This window comes from Paenibacillus sp. (genome assembly GCF_048976745.1).
Taxonomy (GTDB): Bacteria; Bacillota; Bacilli; order Paenibacillales; family Paenibacillaceae; genus Paenibacillus.
Map to the genome: position 1 here is coordinate 69347 of NZ_JBHGUU010000022.1, position 18051 is coordinate 87397.

The 18051-nt window shown below is 45.4% G+C and carries 13 protein-coding genes; 11 read left to right on the forward strand and 2 right to left on the reverse strand.

The window, feature by feature from the left end; genetic code table 11:
- Nucleotides 1-328: 328 nt before the first annotated feature.
- Nucleotides 329-463 (reverse strand): 50S ribosomal protein L34, encoded by a 135-nt coding sequence (rpmH, locus tag ACE3K2_RS24425; RefSeq protein ID WP_017691413.1) that lies wholly within the window; start codon nt 461-463, stop codon nt 329-331.
- A gap of 612 nt (nt 464-1075) precedes the next feature.
- Here rpmH and ACE3K2_RS24430 point away from each other — a divergent pair.
- The 9 genes from ACE3K2_RS24430 to gyrB all read left to right on the forward strand — a co-directional run bounded on the left by ACE3K2_RS24430 (nt 1076) and on the right by gyrB (nt 12239).
- Nucleotides 1076-1750: a GntR family transcriptional regulator gene (locus ACE3K2_RS24430; protein ID WP_339238903.1), complete on the forward strand. Its 675-nt coding sequence runs from the start codon at nt 1076-1078 to the stop codon at nt 1748-1750.
- Nucleotides 1751-1964: 214 nt separating this feature from the next.
- Entirely contained in the window at nt 1965-3326 is a 1362-nt protein-coding gene (locus ACE3K2_RS24435; RefSeq protein WP_421896078.1) for a gluconate:H+ symporter, read from the forward strand.
- Between the two features lie 66 nt (nt 3327-3392).
- Nucleotides 3393-4946, forward strand: coding sequence for a gluconokinase (gene gntK, locus ACE3K2_RS24440; protein WP_421896081.1), 1554 nt, complete (start codon nt 3393-3395; stop codon nt 4944-4946).
- 866 nt (nt 4947-5812) lie between these two features.
- On the forward strand, nt 5813-7159 hold the full coding sequence (gene dnaA, locus ACE3K2_RS24445) for a chromosomal replication initiator protein DnaA (protein WP_282319771.1): 1347 nt from the start codon (nt 5813-5815) through the stop codon (nt 7157-7159).
- Nucleotides 7160-7379: 220 nt separating this feature from the next.
- Complete coding sequence (gene dnaN / locus ACE3K2_RS24450; protein WP_017691408.1) at nt 7380-8522, forward strand: DNA polymerase III subunit beta; 1143 nt, start codon at nt 7380-7382, stop codon at nt 8520-8522.
- Nucleotides 8523-8538: 16 nt separating this feature from the next.
- The gene (gene yaaA / locus ACE3K2_RS24455) at nt 8539-8754 is read left to right on the forward strand and encodes a S4 domain-containing protein YaaA (RefSeq protein ID WP_036611994.1); all 216 of its coding nucleotides are present in this window, start codon (nt 8539-8541) and stop codon (nt 8752-8754) included.
- Between the two features lie 57 nt (nt 8755-8811).
- Entirely contained in the window at nt 8812-9924 is a 1113-nt protein-coding gene (recF, locus tag ACE3K2_RS24460) for a DNA replication/repair protein RecF (protein WP_076216624.1), read from the forward strand.
- Between the two features lie 13 nt (nt 9925-9937).
- Complete coding sequence (remB, locus tag ACE3K2_RS24465) at nt 9938-10186, forward strand: extracellular matrix regulator RemB (RefSeq protein ID WP_017691405.1); 249 nt, start codon at nt 9938-9940, stop codon at nt 10184-10186.
- Nucleotides 10187-10328: 142 nt separating this feature from the next.
- The gene (gyrB, locus tag ACE3K2_RS24470; RefSeq protein ID WP_421896087.1) at nt 10329-12239 is read left to right on the forward strand and encodes a DNA topoisomerase (ATP-hydrolyzing) subunit B; all 1911 of its coding nucleotides are present in this window, start codon (nt 10329-10331) and stop codon (nt 12237-12239) included.
- 86 nt (nt 12240-12325) lie between these two features.
- On the opposite strand, the gene ACE3K2_RS24475 is transcribed toward gyrB, so the two are convergent.
- Nucleotides 12326-13273, reverse strand: a complete 948-nt coding sequence (locus tag ACE3K2_RS24475) for a YheC/YheD family protein (RefSeq protein WP_421896091.1) — start codon at nt 13271-13273, stop codon at nt 12326-12328.
- Between the two features lie 426 nt (nt 13274-13699).
- On the opposite strand from ACE3K2_RS24475, the gene gyrA reads away from it, so the two are divergent.
- The gene (gene gyrA, locus ACE3K2_RS24480) at nt 13700-16264 is read left to right on the forward strand and encodes a DNA gyrase subunit A (protein ID WP_421896093.1); all 2565 of its coding nucleotides are present in this window, start codon (nt 13700-13702) and stop codon (nt 16262-16264) included.
- Between the two features lie 223 nt (nt 16265-16487).
- On the forward strand, nt 16488-17606 hold the full coding sequence (locus ACE3K2_RS24485) for an HD-GYP domain-containing protein (RefSeq protein WP_421896096.1): 1119 nt from the start codon (nt 16488-16490) through the stop codon (nt 17604-17606).
- Nucleotides 17607-18051 lie beyond the last annotated feature (445 nt).

Consider the following 18051-nt stretch of genomic DNA (forward strand, 5'->3'; position numbering starts at 1 on the left):
AATGACGGTAAACCGTCTTGGCGACAACTTCATTTGGGATGATTGTTAATCAGCTAATTTGAACTGATCAGCATTCATCCGGGATGATTGTTAATCAGCTACTTGAACTAATCAGCATTCATCCGGGATGAAGGTTGATCGGCCATTGAAACCGATCCAACGATCATCATTATATAAGGTAAGTTTTCGACAAATGGAAAACTCACTCAACATACTTCGTGTGTGTGCAGCACTTTTTCGCAGACCATTCAGACCTGATCTATAGCAGCATCCAGTCTGAATTGAGCTAATTAAGAAAAAAAAGACCACCTCGGTGGTCTTCAATGCATTAAGCACTCAGGTTTTTACGGCCTTTAAGGCGACGTGCGGCCAAAATTTTACGGCCGTTGCTCGTGCTCATTCTTTTCCGGAAACCATGAACTTTTTTACGTTTGCTAACGTTCGGTTTGAATGTAGGTCTCAATGTATTGCACCTCCTCACAAGGAAATACTTATGTGATGAATCACTTTCATCTTCACAGAAAACACCTTTATATATTTAACCATGCTCACCTGGAAAAGTCAACTGCAAGGCGCAAGGCTTCTCCCTCTTTTAGATCCATTCTCCATCTCACCCAAAATAATGCCCACAGTCCCTTCACTTGATTACCATAATCAAACCTTGAAGAGAGTCCTGAAAGTTATCCCCAGCCCCCGATCAGATCACCCTATTTCAGCATTTATAGTTATCCACACCCTTCAATGCCCGTTATCTTCTTTATTTCATTCTGTTTGAAGTTATTCACATGTGGATAATGATTATAGGCTATAAATATCGTCGAATTCTAATCAGGTTGTATCCGCTTCAATTAAGGTTTACAAGCTTTTGAGAAAGGTGTAGGATAAAAATCACATCTTGTATACAAGTATATTGATGGAGCAGTTTCACTTACCGGCCTTTAGTAGTCCTTTGAAAAAAACATTAGCCGTTAGCTTGGAGCTACAGACTATGGATTGAACTGAAATGTCCAGTCGGCAAAATAGTTATGCTATGATCAGTAATGAACTGATTACTATTAATAGGAGCGTTAGCCATATGCTATTTCCTTCTTCCTGGCTTCAAGGGGCTTCCCGTGGTGAAGCCATTGCCTGCGAATTAAGGCTGCGGATCATTAGCGGTACCCTTCGACCTGGAGAGATTTTGTCGGAAAATCGAATTGCGGCTGATTTTGACAGCAGTCGTTCACCTGTCCGTGAAGCGTTACGTACATTGTCCAATGAAGGGCTTATTCGACTTGAACGTATGGGTGTCGTTGTCATTGGACTACGAATCAAGGATGTCGAAGAATTGTACGATGTTCGTTTCCTGATTGAAAGTTTTGTGCAGCAACGACTCGCAGGTGATGTTCCAGCGTCATTAATCACCCAGTTACGTAACGTGATCGACAAAATGCAACTCGCAGGACGACATCAGGATGCTGTCGAATTCGCCTACCAGGATCTCGTTTTCCATGAAACGATTATTGAAGCCGCCCAGCATTCCCGTATCTCACATCTATGGAAGAGTATTCGATATGTTGTGATGACCGTTATGCTGCTCACGACGCGCAGAGTATTCGTTCAAGGTGAACAGAAAGTAAGCGCTGTAATTGAGAAACACCGTTTGCTCGTTGAAGCACTGGAGTCTGGTGACAAAATGCTCATTCAGGCTGGAGTCCGCACGTATTTCCAAGATTCTGGTAAAACCCTGCACGAAAGCTTTGATTCCTAAAAGGAGCAAGGCGTTTGCAATCATATCCGCTGTGAGTGATTGCGGCTCAACTTGTCGACAAGTATACAAAATGCGATTTTGTTTTCATTTTGGGCATGATAACACTACATTTCTCACCAACACCTTTTCTATTTGGTACAGGCACGAGAAAAAATGTTGACGACAATCTCACTTGTAAGCGTTCTATATCAGAAATAAAGGAGCACATCACATCATGAGCACTCTTTTTGGACTATCCCACAACGCAACATTATTGGTTTGGACATTAATTGCGATTGTTTTTCTGATCGTCTTGATTTCCAAGTATAAATGGAATCCCTTTATCACCCTGCTGTTGTCCGCATTAATGCTTGGTTTGCTTACAGGCATGAAACCCGCCGATGTAATTTCTTCCATTACCGGGGGACTTGGCGGCACACTTGGAACCATTGCAATTGTTATTGCTCTAGGTACGATGCTTGGTAAGATGATGGCCGAATCTGGCGGCGCCGAGCGCATTGCAACAACATTGGTTGATCGGTTCGGTGTGAAACGTGTGCACTGGGCCATGATGATTGTTGGATTTATCGTTGGTATTCCCGTTTTCTTCGAAGTTGGCGTGATTTTGATGATTCCCATCATTTTCACCGTTGCACGTAAAACCAATATGTCTCTGCTGCAGATTGGGATTCCCATTTTGGCCGGTTTATCGACTGTACACGGTTTGGTCCCACCCCACCCTGCGCCAATGATAGCAATTGAAGCCTACAGCGCGGATCTGGGTAAAACCATTTTGTACTCCCTTATTGTTGGTATTCCTACAGCGATTATTGCAGGTCCTTTGTTTGGTAAATTTATTGGCAAAAGAATACACACCGAACCGCCAGCTGAACTGGCTGAACAATTCGCAACCAAAACAAACAGCAACATGCCTGGGTTTGGTATCACCCTGTTTACCATATTGCTGCCGGTTATTCTGATGCTAATTGGTTCCATAGCCAGCATCATTGACCCAAATGCCACAAGTGGCTTCACCGTTTTCAGTGAATTTATCGGTCATGAGATCATTGCTCTGCTGATTTCAGTTGTATTCGCCCTCTTTTCACTCGGCTTTGCACGTGGATTCACCAAACACGATATTTCTCGCTTCACCAGTGAATGTCTGGCGCCTACGGCGACCATCATTCTCATTATTGGCGGAGGCGGTGCCTTCAAACAGGTATTGATCAATAGTGGTGTGGGTAACGCCATTGCTGATGTCGCTACCCATGCCAACATCAACGTGATCCTGTTTGCCTGGCTTGTCGCTGCGCTCATTCGTATAGCTACCGGTTCAGCCACCGTAGCTATGACAACTGCTGCCGGCATTGTCGCTCCAGTGCTTGCACTCACACCAGGTACCAATATTGAGCTGGTTGTACTCGCTACAGGTGCAGGGTCACTCATCTTGTCCCATGTGAACGATGCGGGATTCTGGATGATCAAAGAATTCTTTAACATGAGCGTTTCCCAGACATTGAAAACGTGGACCGTTATGGAAACACTATTATCCGTGGTCGGACTGATCTTTATTTTGCTGCTAAGTACAGTGGTATAAATGGAGTCTCTATAGTAGAAAGAAATTAAAACCTCATCGCTTTCTGGAGAAAGAAGGATTAAATATATGAACAACTATATGATTGGGATCGATATTGGTACAACCAGTACCAAATCCGTTTTATTTACGGAGCAAGGGTCCGTCATCAGTACCTCAACACAGGAATACCCTTTGTATACCCCTGCACCCGATGTTGCCGAGCAGGACCCTGAAGAGATTGTACAAGCGGCCCTCCGCTCTGTCCGGGGAGTTATGGATCAGAGCGGCGTTGCTGCCGAGCAGATCCTGTTTGTGTCCTGCAGCTCAGCTATGCATAGTGTCATTGCCATGGGACAGGATAACACCCCCTTAACCCGTTGCATCACCTGGGCGGATAATCGAAGTGCAGCCTGGTCTGCCCAGCTGCAAGAGCAAGAGAATGGATTGGGCCATCGCATCTATCTGCGCACAGGTACACCGATCCATCCCATGTCACCGCTGACCAAATTAATGTGGCTGCGCCACGATGAACCTGAACTTTTTGAGCGTACAGCCAAATTTATTTCGATTAAAGAATATCTGTTCTTCCGTCTATTCGGACAATATGTCGTCGACCATTCCATCGCTTCCTGCACGGGCTTACTCAATCTGGAACAACTGGACTGGGACACAGAAGCTCTTGAGATTGCAGGCATTACACCCGACCATCTCTCGAAGCTCGTACCTACAACACATATATTAGAAGGAATGAATCACGAATCGGCTGAAAAAATGGCTCTCTCCCCCTCCACACCCTTTGTAATTGGCGCAAGTGACGGGGTTTTATCCAATCTCGGCGTAAACGCCATTGAACCTGGTGTTGTCGCAGCAACGATCGGAACCAGCGGGGCCATTCGTACCGTCGTGGACCGTCCGGTTACCGACCCCAAAGGTCGTACGTTCTGTTACGCCCTTACTGAGAATCTTTGGGTTATTGGTGGGCCTGTGAATAACGGTGGCATGCTGTTTCGCTGGGTGCGGGATGAATTCGCCGCATCTGAAGTGGAGACAGCGAAGCGACTTGGCATCAATTCCTATGATGTGCTGACCAAAATTGCCGAACGTGTCCGGCCAGGATCGGAAGGGCTTCTGTTCCATCCGTACCTGTCGGGCGAACGTGCACCATTGTGGAATCCGGATGCCCGTGGTTCCTTTTTTGGCTTAACACTCCATCATCAGAAAGAGCATATGATTCGTGCTGTCCTGGAAGGCGTTATTTTCAACCTATACACAGTACTGCTTGCCATGGAAGAACAGATTGGGCAACCTACCTCCATTCAAGCCACCGGTGGGTTTGCTCGTTCCCCTCTCTGGCGCCAGATGATGTCCGATATCTTCAATCAGGAGGTCGTTGTGCCCGAGAGTTTTGAAAGTTCCTGTCTGGGGGCCGTCGTACTTGGTTTGTACGCTACTGGGCGGATTAAATCGCTTCATGCCGTTTCTTCCATGGTGGGTACAACGCATCGACATACCCCTGTCAAAGAGAATGCTGTGCTTTATCAGGAGCTGCTGCCCATCTTTATTCGGATCTCTCGCAAACTGGAAGAGGAATACGCAGATATCGCTGAATTCCAGCGTAAGATGTCCCTTCCTCGACTCTAAATTATCAATCCACACTTCGTTTCCTCACAAAAAAAGAGGGTGTCCCCTAAAACCAAAAATCGGTTTTAGGGGACACCCTCTTTTGCTATAAATTCATAAATTGTCGTTTGGATTCATATCATATAGTCATACACTTCTACCTCAATATTTGAGTTTCGGCTTACCTCTTCATTCCGGACAATTCATGTTCCACTTGTCTTAAAATGAATTCCTCTTTGTTCATTATCCATTTATATCGATGTTCACAGATCGCCATCTCCTCAGAAACCAAATCACATTTCTTGTTTAACAATACGCCAATTGGGGTCTTTTCTGCCTTCCAGCCTTACGCTGAATTCATGGATTTTATCATCTACCCTTTAACAAAAAACACAAGGGTGAGAGGTGACTCTTCTCCCGATCTCGATCATGCTTCATTTTCACTTCACGGTTATCCACAGACAGGTTATTCACAAACGAAGAATACTTTTACACACAATTTGGCATCATTTGACGGATAACCTGTGTATAAAACATTTTTGGTTTTTGGGTCTTTCTGTCGAAAATTAAACAGTTTATAAACAATATATTGTGTTGTGACTAAAAATTATACACAAGTTATTGAATTTGTGGATAAAATCACGCGATACGTTGAAATGCGGGGTTTCTTTTGCTATGATTGTATTACTTTTGGATGTGAATATGTGATCTGACCCATAATATTATCAACAGCCTGTGGATAAAGTTGTGAACAATTTTCCGTTGTTCATACTTTTTTTGTTTTCGACCTGCGGGGGTTTGGGGATAAATTCAACAATATATCTCGTATTTCGACACTGCATCATGGCTTAAGCCACACTTGGAACATGTAAAAGGAGTGACAGTCTGTGGACAGCCATACTTCTGATTTATGGCAGCAAATTTTATCAATCATACAAAACAAACTCAGCAAACCCAGCTTTGACACCTGGTTCAAAGCCACCAAAGCCACCAAGCTAAATGACCGCTCCATCGTCATTTCCGCACCAACCACGTTTGCCGTCGAATGGCTGGAGAGCCGTTACACCAAATTGGTTGGCTCGACGGTATACGAGCTACTAGGCAAGCAAGTCGATGTGAAATTTGTCATTGAAGAGAACAAGCCTACTGAACCAGACCCGCAACTGCCGGCACCAACGCCTACAGTTGTACAGGAAGAAGCGGTACTCAGCATGCTGAATCCGAAATATACGTTCGATACATTTGTCATCGGGCCGGGCAACCGTTTTGCCCATGCCGCATCGCTGGCGGTCGCTGAAGCGCCCGCCAAAGCATACAACCCGCTCTTTCTGTATGGAGGAGTAGGTCTCGGTAAAACTCACTTGATGCATGCGATCGGACATTATGTTCTGGAGCATGATCCGGGCAGCAAAGTCGTTTATTTGTCGTCTGAGAAATTCACGAACGAATTCATTAACTCGATCCGTGACAACCGCGGGGAGAGCTTCCGTAACAAATACCGGAGCGTCGACATTTTGCTCATTGATGATATTCAGTTCTTGGCGGGAAAAGAATCAACACAAGAGGAATTTTTCCATACGTTTAATGCGCTGCATGAGGAACGGAAGCAGATCATCATCTCCAGCGACAGACCACCGAAGGAAATTCCGACACTGGAAGAACGACTTCGTTCTCGCTTTGAATGGGGGTTAATCACGGATATCCAGCCTCCAGATTTGGAGACAAGGATCGCAATTTTGCGTAAAAAGGCACGTGCGGAAAACTTGGATATTCCGAATGAAGCGATGATGTACATTGCCAACCAGATTGACACCAACATCCGTGAACTGGAAGGCGCCCTGATTCGGGTTGTTGCTTATTCTTCACTGACTAATCAAGATGTAACCACTCATCTGGCAGCTGAAGCACTGAAGGATATTATTCCTTCCAGTCGTCCCAAAATGATCACTATTCATGACATCCAACAAAAGGTCGGCGAGTATTATAGCCTTAAGCTTGAAGATTTCAAAGCACGCAAACGGACCAAGGCAGTTGCTTTCCCAAGACAGATTGCCATGTATCTCTCTCGTGAACTGACAGACTTTTCTCTGCCCAAAATTGGGGAAGCATTCGGAGGACGAGATCACACCACTGTCATACATGCTCACGAAAAAATCTCCCAAGCGATTAAAAACGATCAGGATCTCTATAAAGTTATCAACAACTTAACCGAAAAAATTAAGAATCCAACCTGAACAAGTCCCAAGCCTATGCACAACGTATACACATGTGGATAGGCTTGGGTGTACGGGTTTATACCCACTTATCCACATATTCAGTGCCCCTATTACTATTATTACTAAAAAGATCTTAAAGATATCATCTCCAAAATAGCCATTTCGGAGCTTAGCCTTCGGCCTTTGAAAAACACCTTTTAACACCCCAACACCCAAAAAATCAGCTAGGAGTGAAACCATGAAAATCAGCATAATGAAAAACTACTTAAACGATTCCATACAGCAAGTATCCAAAGCGATCTCGAGCCGTACAACAATTCCGATTCTGAGCGGTATCAAATTCGACGTGAATCATCAAGGTGTAACGTTGACAGCAAGTGACACCGATATATCCATTCAATCCTTCATCCCGCTTGAAGATGGAGATAAAAGCGTAGTTCAGGTAGATCAACCCGGCAGTGTCGTTTTGCCAGCCAAGTTTTTCGTGGAGATTATCAAGAAGCTGCCATCGCAAGAAGTGCACATGGAAGTCAAAGAGAACTTCAACACCTTTATCTCCGCAGGTGCTACCGAGATTCAACTGGTAGGTCTTGATCCGGAAGAATTCCCGGTACTTCCAAGCATCGAAGAAAATCAAACGGTCTCGATTCCAGGAGATTTGCTGAAAAATATGATCAAACAAACCGTCTTCTCCATTTCCACACATGAGACAACGCCAATCCTGACAGGTGTACTCTGGAGTTTGGGTGACAACGAATTGAAATTTGTGGCAACAGACCGTCACCGTCTTGCTACTCGTTCAGCAATGCTGGATAATGCAGAAGGTATCCGCTTCAACAACGTAGTGATTTCCGGTAAAACGCTGAACGAACTGAGCAAAATTGTTCCGGATCAAAATACGCTTGTGGATATCGTTGTTGCGGATAATCAAGTCCTGTTTAAAATCGACCGTGTATTGTTCTACTCCCGTATTCTGGACGGAACATATCCCGATACTTCTAGAATTATTCCAACGTCATACAAAACAGAACTTGTTTTAGATACAAAAAAATTAAGTGAATCCATTGACCGGGCTTATTTGCTGTCGCGTGAAGAGAAAACAAACATCGTGCGTATGCAAACGATGGATTCGGGATCCGTTGAAATTTCTTCAAGTTCTTCCGAGCTAGGTAAAGTAAGAGAAGAAATCGAACCTGCCGAGTTTACAGGAGATCCGTTAAAAATCTCGTTCAACTCCAAATACATGCTGGATGTGCTGAAAGTCGTTGAAAGTGAACAGCTGATGATCGCTTTTACAGGAGTCATGAGTCCAATCATCTTGAAACCGCTGGATGACAGTCATAGCCTTTATGTGATATTGCCATATCGGACGACCAACTAACGAAAGGAAGATCACAGTGAACCAAGTTACAATTCGAACGGAATATATTAAGCTTGATCAATTTTTGAAACTGGCGGATTGCATCCCAACTGGAGGTATGGCCAAAGCTTTGCTTCAGGAAGGGCTAGTACGTGTGAATAAAGAGCCTGAGGAACGCCGGGGACGTAAGTTATACCCTGGGGATATCGTTGAAGTGGACGGAGAAGGCACATTCGAAGTTGCTGCAGAATAAGAAGACCAGTTCGATCCTGCTGCCTCCTGACGGACGGGATAAAAGGGAGGTTACCGCGTGTTTGTGAACAGCATTGATCTGCAGAATTTCCGCAATTATGAACATCTCAGACTGGACTCTTTTGGTCCTGTGAACCTGTTGATCGGGCAAAATGCCCAAGGCAAGACAAATCTTGCAGAGGCGATTTTTGTACTTGCACTCACCAAGAGCCACCGTACCTCCCGTGACAAGGAGCTGATTCGTTTTGGTGAGGAACGTGCCAGACTTGCAGCAGAGGTCGACAAAAAGTACGGATCGGTCAAGCTTGAGCTATCTTTGTCGCAACAAGGCAAAAAAGCAAAGATTAACGGCCTGGAGCAACGCAAGTTAAGTGATTTTGTCGGAGCGCTCAATGTCGTAATGTTTGCACCGGAGGATCTGGAGATTGTAAAAGGCACACCGGGGGTCCGCCGCCGGTTTCTTGACATGGAGATCGGGCAGGTAGCACCAGGTTATCTGTATCACCTGCAGCAATACCAAAAAGTACTCGTCCAACGAAACAATTTGCTTAAGCAGCTTTGGGGACAAGGGGCATCAGCCCAGACCATGCTTGAGGTGTGGAACGAACAACTGGTCGAGCATGGTGTTAAAATCGTCAAAAAAAGGAAACAATTCATAAAGAAACTGCAAAAGTGGGCAGAAACGATTCATCAGGGGATCACCGGAGGCGGAGAAGTCTTACGGCTGGCCTACCTTCCTTCCTTCAGCGAAGCCGCTGAGGAAGATGAAGCTGTCTTAATGGACCAATTTATGATAAAATTATCACAAATGAAAGAGCAGGAGATTCGCCGAGGCACAACCCTTAGTGGGCCGCATCGGGATGACCTGTCCTTTTTCATTAACGATCGGGAAGTACAAACATATGGCTCGCAGGGGCAGCAGCGCACAACAGCGTTGTCCCTTAAACTTGCGGAAATTGAACTGATTCATGAAGAAATCGGAGAATATCCAGTTCTGTTGCTGGATGATGTTCTGTCCGAGCTGGACCCTTTTCGCCAGACGCAGCTGATCGAAACGTTCCAGAGCAAGGTGCAAACCTTTATTACGGCTACGGGGATCGAGAGCCTGAACGTTGACAAGCTCAAAGATGCCAGTATTTATCACGTTCATGCCGGACAGGTTGAACGCTAAGGAGTGAGGGCTTATGTACATTCATCTGGGCGGTGAGAAGATCATCCGTTCTTCCGAATTGGTCGCTATTTTTGATATATCGATTGAAAAATCCTCAAAGATCTCCAAGCAGTATGTCACACATGCCGAGCAGGAAAAAACAGTGGAACACATCGGTGAAGAGGAAGCCAAGTCCATTGTGGTGACCAAAAACATTGTGTACTACTCGCCTATTTCCTCAGCCACGCTGAAGAAGCGGGCTCACATTTTTCCTGATCTCTAGCGTTTGTGTCGCATAAGGTATGTCTTTTTCTGCTTGTTTTTATGTGGACATCTGGCTGAAATGAAGGACGTTGCCTATTTCAGCAAACATTCTTAGTTAACGCATATTTACGATATTGAATCTATAGAAGTAGGTGAAAGGCATGTCTATGAATCAACCGTCATATGATGCGAATGAAATTCAGGTCCTTGAAGGATTGGAAGCCGTACGGAAGCGTCCGGGGATGTATATCGGTTCGACCAGTTCCAAGGGCCTGCATCATCTGGTCTGGGAAGTAGTGGACAACAGTATTGACGAAGCGCTTGCAGGTTACTGTGACCACATTGAGGTCAGTATCCATGAAGACAACAGCGTGACTGTAGTCGATAACGGACGGGGTATTCCTGTCGGCGAACATACCAAAATGAAACGTCCTGCACTTGAGGTCGTTATGACTGTCCTCCATGCAGGGGGGAAATTTGGTGGCGGCGGATATAAAGTATCCGGTGGTTTGCATGGTGTCGGTGTGTCCGTTGTGAATGCACTCTCTGAAAAAGTGGTTGTAACGGTTAAACGTGAGGGACATATTTATCAACAGGAATATCGCCGTGGTGCTCCACAGTATGACCTGAAAGTGATCGGTACAACCGAAGAAACGGGAACAACGGTTAGATTCCATCCAGACCCTGAAATTTTTACAGAAACAAGAGTTTATGAATATGACATCTTGCTGGCCCGTATTCGTGAGCTGGCGTTCCTGAACAAGGGTATTGGTCTTACACTGACGGATGAGCGTACAGGTGCTACCAACTCGTTCCTGTACGAAGGCGGCATTATCGAATATGTCTCCTTCCTCAACCAGAAGCGCGAAGTACTGCATGAAAATCCAATTTACGTCGAAGGCTCCAGAGATAACATCCAGGTGGAAGTTGCCCTGCAATACAATGACAACTACACCGAGAATATCTATTCCTTCGCAAACAATATCAACACGCATGAGGGCGGAACGCATGAATCAGGTTTCAAGAGCGCCCTTACGCGGATTATCAATGACTACGCCCGTAAAGCGGGGGTAATCAAGGACAGCACGGGTAACCTTTCCGGGGACGACGTGCGTGAAGGCTTGACAGCTATTATTTCAGTCAAGATTCCGGAACCGCAATTTGAAGGACAGACCAAGACCAAGCTGGGTAACAGCGAAGTTCGTGGGATTGTCGAATCCTTGTTTGCCGAGAAACTGCAGGAGTTCCTGGAAGAGAATCCTTCCGTATCCCGTCGCATTTTGGAAAAAGGACTACAAGCAGCACGTGCGCGTGAAGCGGCTCGTAAAGCACGGGAACTGACACGTCGTAAAGGTGCACTCGAAGTAAGCTCACTTCCAGGTAAACTGGCAGACTGTTCATCCAAGGATGCTTCAATCAGCGAATTGTACATCGTCGAAGGTGACTCTGCCGGTGGATCAGCGAAGCAAGGCCGGGATCGTCATTTCCAAGCGATTTTGCCGCTGCGTGGTAAGATTCTGAACGTGGAAAAAGCTCGTCTCGACCGGATCTTGGGTAATGCGGAGATTAGGGCAATTATTACGGCAATGGGTACAGGTATTGGTGATGACTTCGATATTTCTAAAGCCCGCTATCACAAAATCATTTTGATGACCGATGCCGACGTCGATGGTGCCCATATCCGAACACTATTGCTGACATTCCTGTATCGGTACATGCGTAAAATCATTGAGGCAGGTTATGTATATATCGCACAACCGCCATTGTTCAAGATTGAGCGTAACAAAGTAATTCGTTATGCCGGTTCCGAGAAAGAGCGTGATGAAATTATTGCAACGCTCGGCGAAAATGCGAAATTCAACGTTCAGCGTTACAAAGGTCTTGGTGAGATGAATGCCGGACAATTATGGGAAACAACGATGGATCCGGAGAGCCGGACCATGATGCAAGTATCGATCAATGATGCCATACTTGCTGATACGATGTTCGACACCCTGATGGGAGATAATGTTGAACCGCGTCGTGACTTTATCCAGGAAAATGCGAAATACGTGAAAAACCTCGACATTTAACGATATTCGAAGAGGCGCCTGAGAGGGCGCCTTTTTATATTATTGGAATCACGAAATAGGAAGCAGTAGACTTCCGTATCCCGTTGTTAGCGACGTACACGTTTTTTGGCAGACGAGGCCCGTGCTTTGGCGGATGGACGAGAGCTCTTACTCTTTTTGGAGGGCAAACGACCGTACGCAATGGCATAACGTCTGATCTTCCGATACGTCTCCTTGTCCGGCAATAAGCCAAAAGCATAAATGCCTGGCAGTGTGTTGACCTCAAGAATCCAGGGACGTCCTTCTTCGTCTAGCGCAATATCAATACCAATCTCCTTGAGCTTTGGAAATGATGTTTGCAATTGCACAGCAGTATGATTACCTAAGCGGTACAGCTCATTGCGGAGTTTCTTGAAGCCATCCTGGTGAAGATGGGGGAGTACGAGTTCTTCAAACGTGGCCAATCGTCCACCACCATGAATGTTGGTGATAATTTTGCCCGGTGCAGCAACACGTCCCAGAATACCTGTTGTTTCCCAATTGTGTTGCAGATTTTTCTGAGTCAACACCCGCAAGTCAAAAGGTAAATCTCCATGTTTCATCAGCGAGATTCCCTGTTGAATGATATAATCACGTTCCTGAATGCGATCATTCAGCGCTCGTTCAAGTTCGTCCAGAGAATAAAATGATCTCTCCTCTGTACCGTATTGGAGTTGATAGGTTGTTATGAGCTGAGTATCTCTGAAGGTAACAGCATTTGCTTCGGATTCATCAGGTAGGTCCAGATCATTGGGTTCTTCCGGAACCTCTGCATCTGTGGTGGAACCTTCGGAAATAACGACAGGTTCGTATAAACGGGTTGTTTTCACCCGCATGACCCCATTCCCGTAAGTGCCGCGGTCCGGTTTGATATAGTTGGACTCAAATAATTCAGTCATTCCTTCCAGAGTTTGACGGCTATATTTTCGGGTCACTGGGATATATTCACTCACAATGCGACTGCGTTGTAAAACAGTCGTTTTGGCCCATTTGCTGGAGACGCGTTGGATAACCAAGATTCATCAGTCCTTTCATGTTTTGCTCTGTTCGAAAGAGGGAAAGACGCGGAGAAATCAAAGGACAAGAGACGATTTCAGTGGTATAATAGAGAAATATGGCGTTTTGTGCGATGAGCTGCACAATTTGCAGTTTGATCGTAGGAAGGGAATGGCTTTAGCCCTGATGGGCACAGTACATATGCCGTTTTTCTAGCATTGTATGTGCAATTGGGGAGGAAGGCAGGGCGTATCCCCAGACACGCAGAAGTTCCCGGAAGAAAGGCTATTGCCCAGCGGACGTTTAATTGTGTAACTTTTGTGAAAGTAATATAATAAAGAGTAGCGTTCTTGCGCGGTTTTAGCCTTGTTAGGCTTTTCACATATAATCAATTTTTTTGCATGACGGAATGGAACGTTTGTTGAAGGACAAGAAGGAGGTCCAGCATGGCGGAAGAAATGAACTCTCAGATTACAGATCGGGATATAGGCGTCGAGATGCGTGAATCGTTTATGGATTATGCGATGAGCATCATCGTTAGCCGTGCCTTACCTGACGTGCGTGATGGATTGAAGCCGGTTCACCGGCGTATTCTGTACGCGATGTCAGAGCTCGGCATGACACCCGATAAACCACATAAAAAATCAGCCAGAATCGTCGGCGAAGTTATCGGTAAGTATCACCCACACGGTGACTCTGCTGTTTACGAGACGATGGTACGGATGGCACAGGATTTCTCCCTGCGTTATATGCATGTAGATGGACATGGTAACTTTGGATCGGTCGATGGCGATATGGCAGCAGCCATGCGTTATACCGAAGCCCGTTTGTCCAAAATTGCTATGGAAATGCTCAGAGATATCAACAAGGATACGATTGATTTCCAGCCGAACTATGACGGTGAAGAACATGAACCAATCGTTCTGCCTGCTCGTTTTCCTAACTTGCTTGTCAATGGGGTCGGCGGGATCGCGGTAGGTATGGCCACCAATATTCCTCCTCATAATCTGGGTGAGGTCATTGATGGTGTACAGGCCATGATTCAAAATCCGGACATTACATCCATGGAACTCATGGATTATATTCAAGGACCAGACTTCCCTACATCCGGCTACATTTTGGGCCGCTCAGGCATCCGCCAAGCGTATCAGACCGGACGTGGTTCAGTAACGATGCGGGCCAAAACCAACATCGAAGAGAACAATAACAAGGCGCGAATTATCGTTACAGAGCTGCCTTATCAGGTGAACAAGGCGAGACTCGTTGAGAAAATCGCCGAGTTGGTACGTGATAAAAAGATTGATGGCATTACTGACCTTCGTGATGAGTCTGACCGTAATGGTATGCGGGTTGTAATTGAGCTTCGCAGAGACGTGAATCCGGGGGTTGTCCTGAACAACCTATACAAACACACATCGATGCAATCCACTTTCGGAATTAACATGCTTGCGATTGTGAATAAAGAACCTAAAATCCTGAACTTGCGCGAAGTGTTGTATCACTACCTGCAGCATCAGATTGAGGTTATTCGCAGACGTACGCAGTTTGAGCTGAAGAAGGCTGAAGCTCGTGCACACATTCTAGAAGGCTTGCGCATTGCCCTGGATCATATCGATGAGATTATTACATTGATTCGTTCATCCAGTAATGCAGATGCAGCCAGAGAAGGGTTGATTGAGCGTTTTTCACTCAGTCATGATCAGGCTCAAGCTATTCTCGATATGCGTTTGCAACGCCTCACAGGTCTGGAACGCGAACGTATTGAAAATGAATATAACGAACTGATGGTCAAAATCAGAGAGTATCGCGAAATTTTGGCCAATGAACATCTGGTGCTTGAGATTATCAGTACAGAGCTGCAAGAGATCCGCGACCGCTTTAGCGATGATCGTCGTACAGAGATCACTGTAGGTGAAGAGAGTATTCTGGATGAGGACCTGATTCCGCGTGAAGAGGTTATCATTACGATTACCCATACAGGCTACGTGAAACGTCTGCCGGTATCGACATACCGCAGCCAGAAACGTGGTGGTCGTGGGGTCGTGGGTATGGATACGAAAGATACCGACTTTGTTGAGCATCTGTTCGTGACCAACTCTCACAATTACCTTATGTTCTTCACGGACAAAGGTAAAGTGTATCGTCTCAAAGCTTACGAGATTCCAGAGCTTGGACGTACCGCACGGGGAACGCCGATTATCAACCTGATCCAGATTGAGCAGGGTGAATCAGTTAATGCCGTGATTCCGGTTCAGGAATTTGAAAGTGACAGATACCTGTTCTTTGCTACCCGCCAAGGGGTTGTGAAGAAAACACCACTTGAGGATTACACGAATATCCGCAAAGGCGGCTTGATCGGTATTTCCTTGCGTGATGATGACATTCTGATCGATGTTAAGCTGACTGATGGACAGCAAGAGATCATTATGGGTACAGCTCACGGAATGTCTATTCGATTCTCCGAAGGTAATGTACGTTCCATGGGACGTAGTGCTACCGGTGTCAAAGGGATCACATTGGATGAACAGGATGCCGTTATTGGCATGGATGTAGTTGATAAAGACCTTGATGTTCTAATCGTTACAGCCAAAGGTTACGGTAAACGTACACCTGTGAGTGACTATCGAATGCAGACTCGTGGCGGTAAAGGGATCAAGACGATTAATGTCACAGAGAAGAATGGCGCAGTAGTCAGCCTCAAAATGGTTAAAACCGAAGAGGATCTGATGATTATTACGTCTAGCGGTACTTTGATCCGGATGAGCATGGAAGGCATATCCACTATGGGTCGATACACGCAGGGTGTGAAGCTGATTCATATTCGTGACGAGGATTCAGTAGCTACAGTCAGCCGAATTGACAAAAATGAAGAAGAACCAGACGATGAGTCACTTGAAGGCACGGAAGCTGGGGAAACCCAAGCTCCGGCAGTAAGCCTGGAAGAAGGCACCGTTTCTGACGCGGACGCTGATGCTGAAGTTGAAGGCGACGATTCCGGTTCGGAAGCATAAAAATAGAATGTTATAAAAACCAATCTCTTGGAGATTGGAAGAAGATTGCGAGGGCTCCCATTGGGAGCCCTTTTCTTGTATAAAGGAATCTCTTCTTCTATTGTTCCGAATCTGGGATGTACAGCCTGATTCCTGAGTAATATAATGGGAAATATCATGAAAAACCGGGACTATGGTCTTGTTTGTTACTAACATAGAAGAACGATGAGTGAGGGGAATATACATGGGATTAATCACCCTGTCAGAAGTCAAACCAGGACTGAAACTTGGGAGTGATGTGCAAACGCTTCGTGGGAACGTTTTGCTTCAGAAGGGAAAAGTCATTTTACCCAAGGATATGGAAGTGCTCAGAGCCTTTATGATCCATCAGGTAGATATTGAGCAAGAGAGAACAGGGTCGAGTACTACAGGAACCAAAGGTGCATCTGCTTCCGCAGGAAGTACAACAACTGAGAAGAGTGGTGAACGGACAGGGAAGACAGGGAACGTCACCACAGCCCCTGTAGTAACGTCTCTGCAGGATGAGTATGAGAAGATGGTTGGATTAACTAAAAATGCATTTCTGTCCTCTCTGGCGGCTGAATTGCCTGTATATGAGTTGCGTACACAGTTAGAGGCTGTGTTTGCACATCTCAAACAATATAATGTGCTTACCTTCAGTCCACGAGTAATGCAAGAACATGATTATGTATATCACCATGCTGTACTGAGTGCAATCACATCCTATCAACTGGCCCAGTGGGTAGATCTTCCCTCCAAGGATTGGATGCAAGTTGCGTTTGCAGGCTTGTTCCATGATATCGGTAATAACAAAGTAGATCCGCAAATTCTCCATAAACCATCAACGTTGACCCTCGCAGAACAGGAAGAGATTCGGCAGCACACCAAATATGGTTACCAGATTCTTAAACAGGCAAAGGCCATTAATGAGGGTGCCAGACTTGCAGCTTTGCAGCATCATGAAAAAGTTGACGGATCAGGCTACCCGTTGCAGCTTAGTGGGACGCAGATTCATATTTACGCTAAGATTGTAGCTATCGCCGACATTTTCCACGCCATGACGCTGGAGAAGATTTACCGCAAGGCACAATCACCATACTTGGTCCTAGAACAGATCCAAAGTGAGGCATTTGGGAAATTGGATCCTGCAATTGTAAGAGTATTTGTTCAGCGATCAACTCAAATCCATAATGGCATCCGAGTGAAACTCAGCAATAACCAAATTGGAGAGATCGTATTCTCTGATCGAGATCATCCTACACGGCCTATGGTGTCAGTAGAAGGAACTATCATTAACCTAATGCAGCAACGGCAGCTTCACATTCAAGAGGTTATCGGTTAACTATAGATATTAGAGCAACTTGAGGAGAGGGTCTTTCTTTTATAGAGAGACCTTTTGGTTAGAGATATCAGTGGTATTGTAGATATACCAGAAGATTATAAAAAGATGTATAAGTACTTAAAAAAAGACTTGCAATCAAAATCTGTACATGGTATATTCTAATTCCGGCCAAGAAAACACAGTTTACACGGTGCGGCAAGCAAATGAAGTAAGCTTCGAAAGAAACTTGAAAAAAAAGAGCTTGCAAAGTTGGTTCGGATGTGGTAAGATATAAGAGTTGCTGAAGAGAACAACGTTCGGTAACAAAACAAGTTTGATCTTTGAAAACTGAACAACGAGTGAGTAAACATTCTGCTTGCAGAATGAACGCAAAAGTTTGAAACAAGCCTTGGCTTGAATCGGCTGGAGCACAAATGAGATTTTTAATCTCGTCAGATTCAAAATG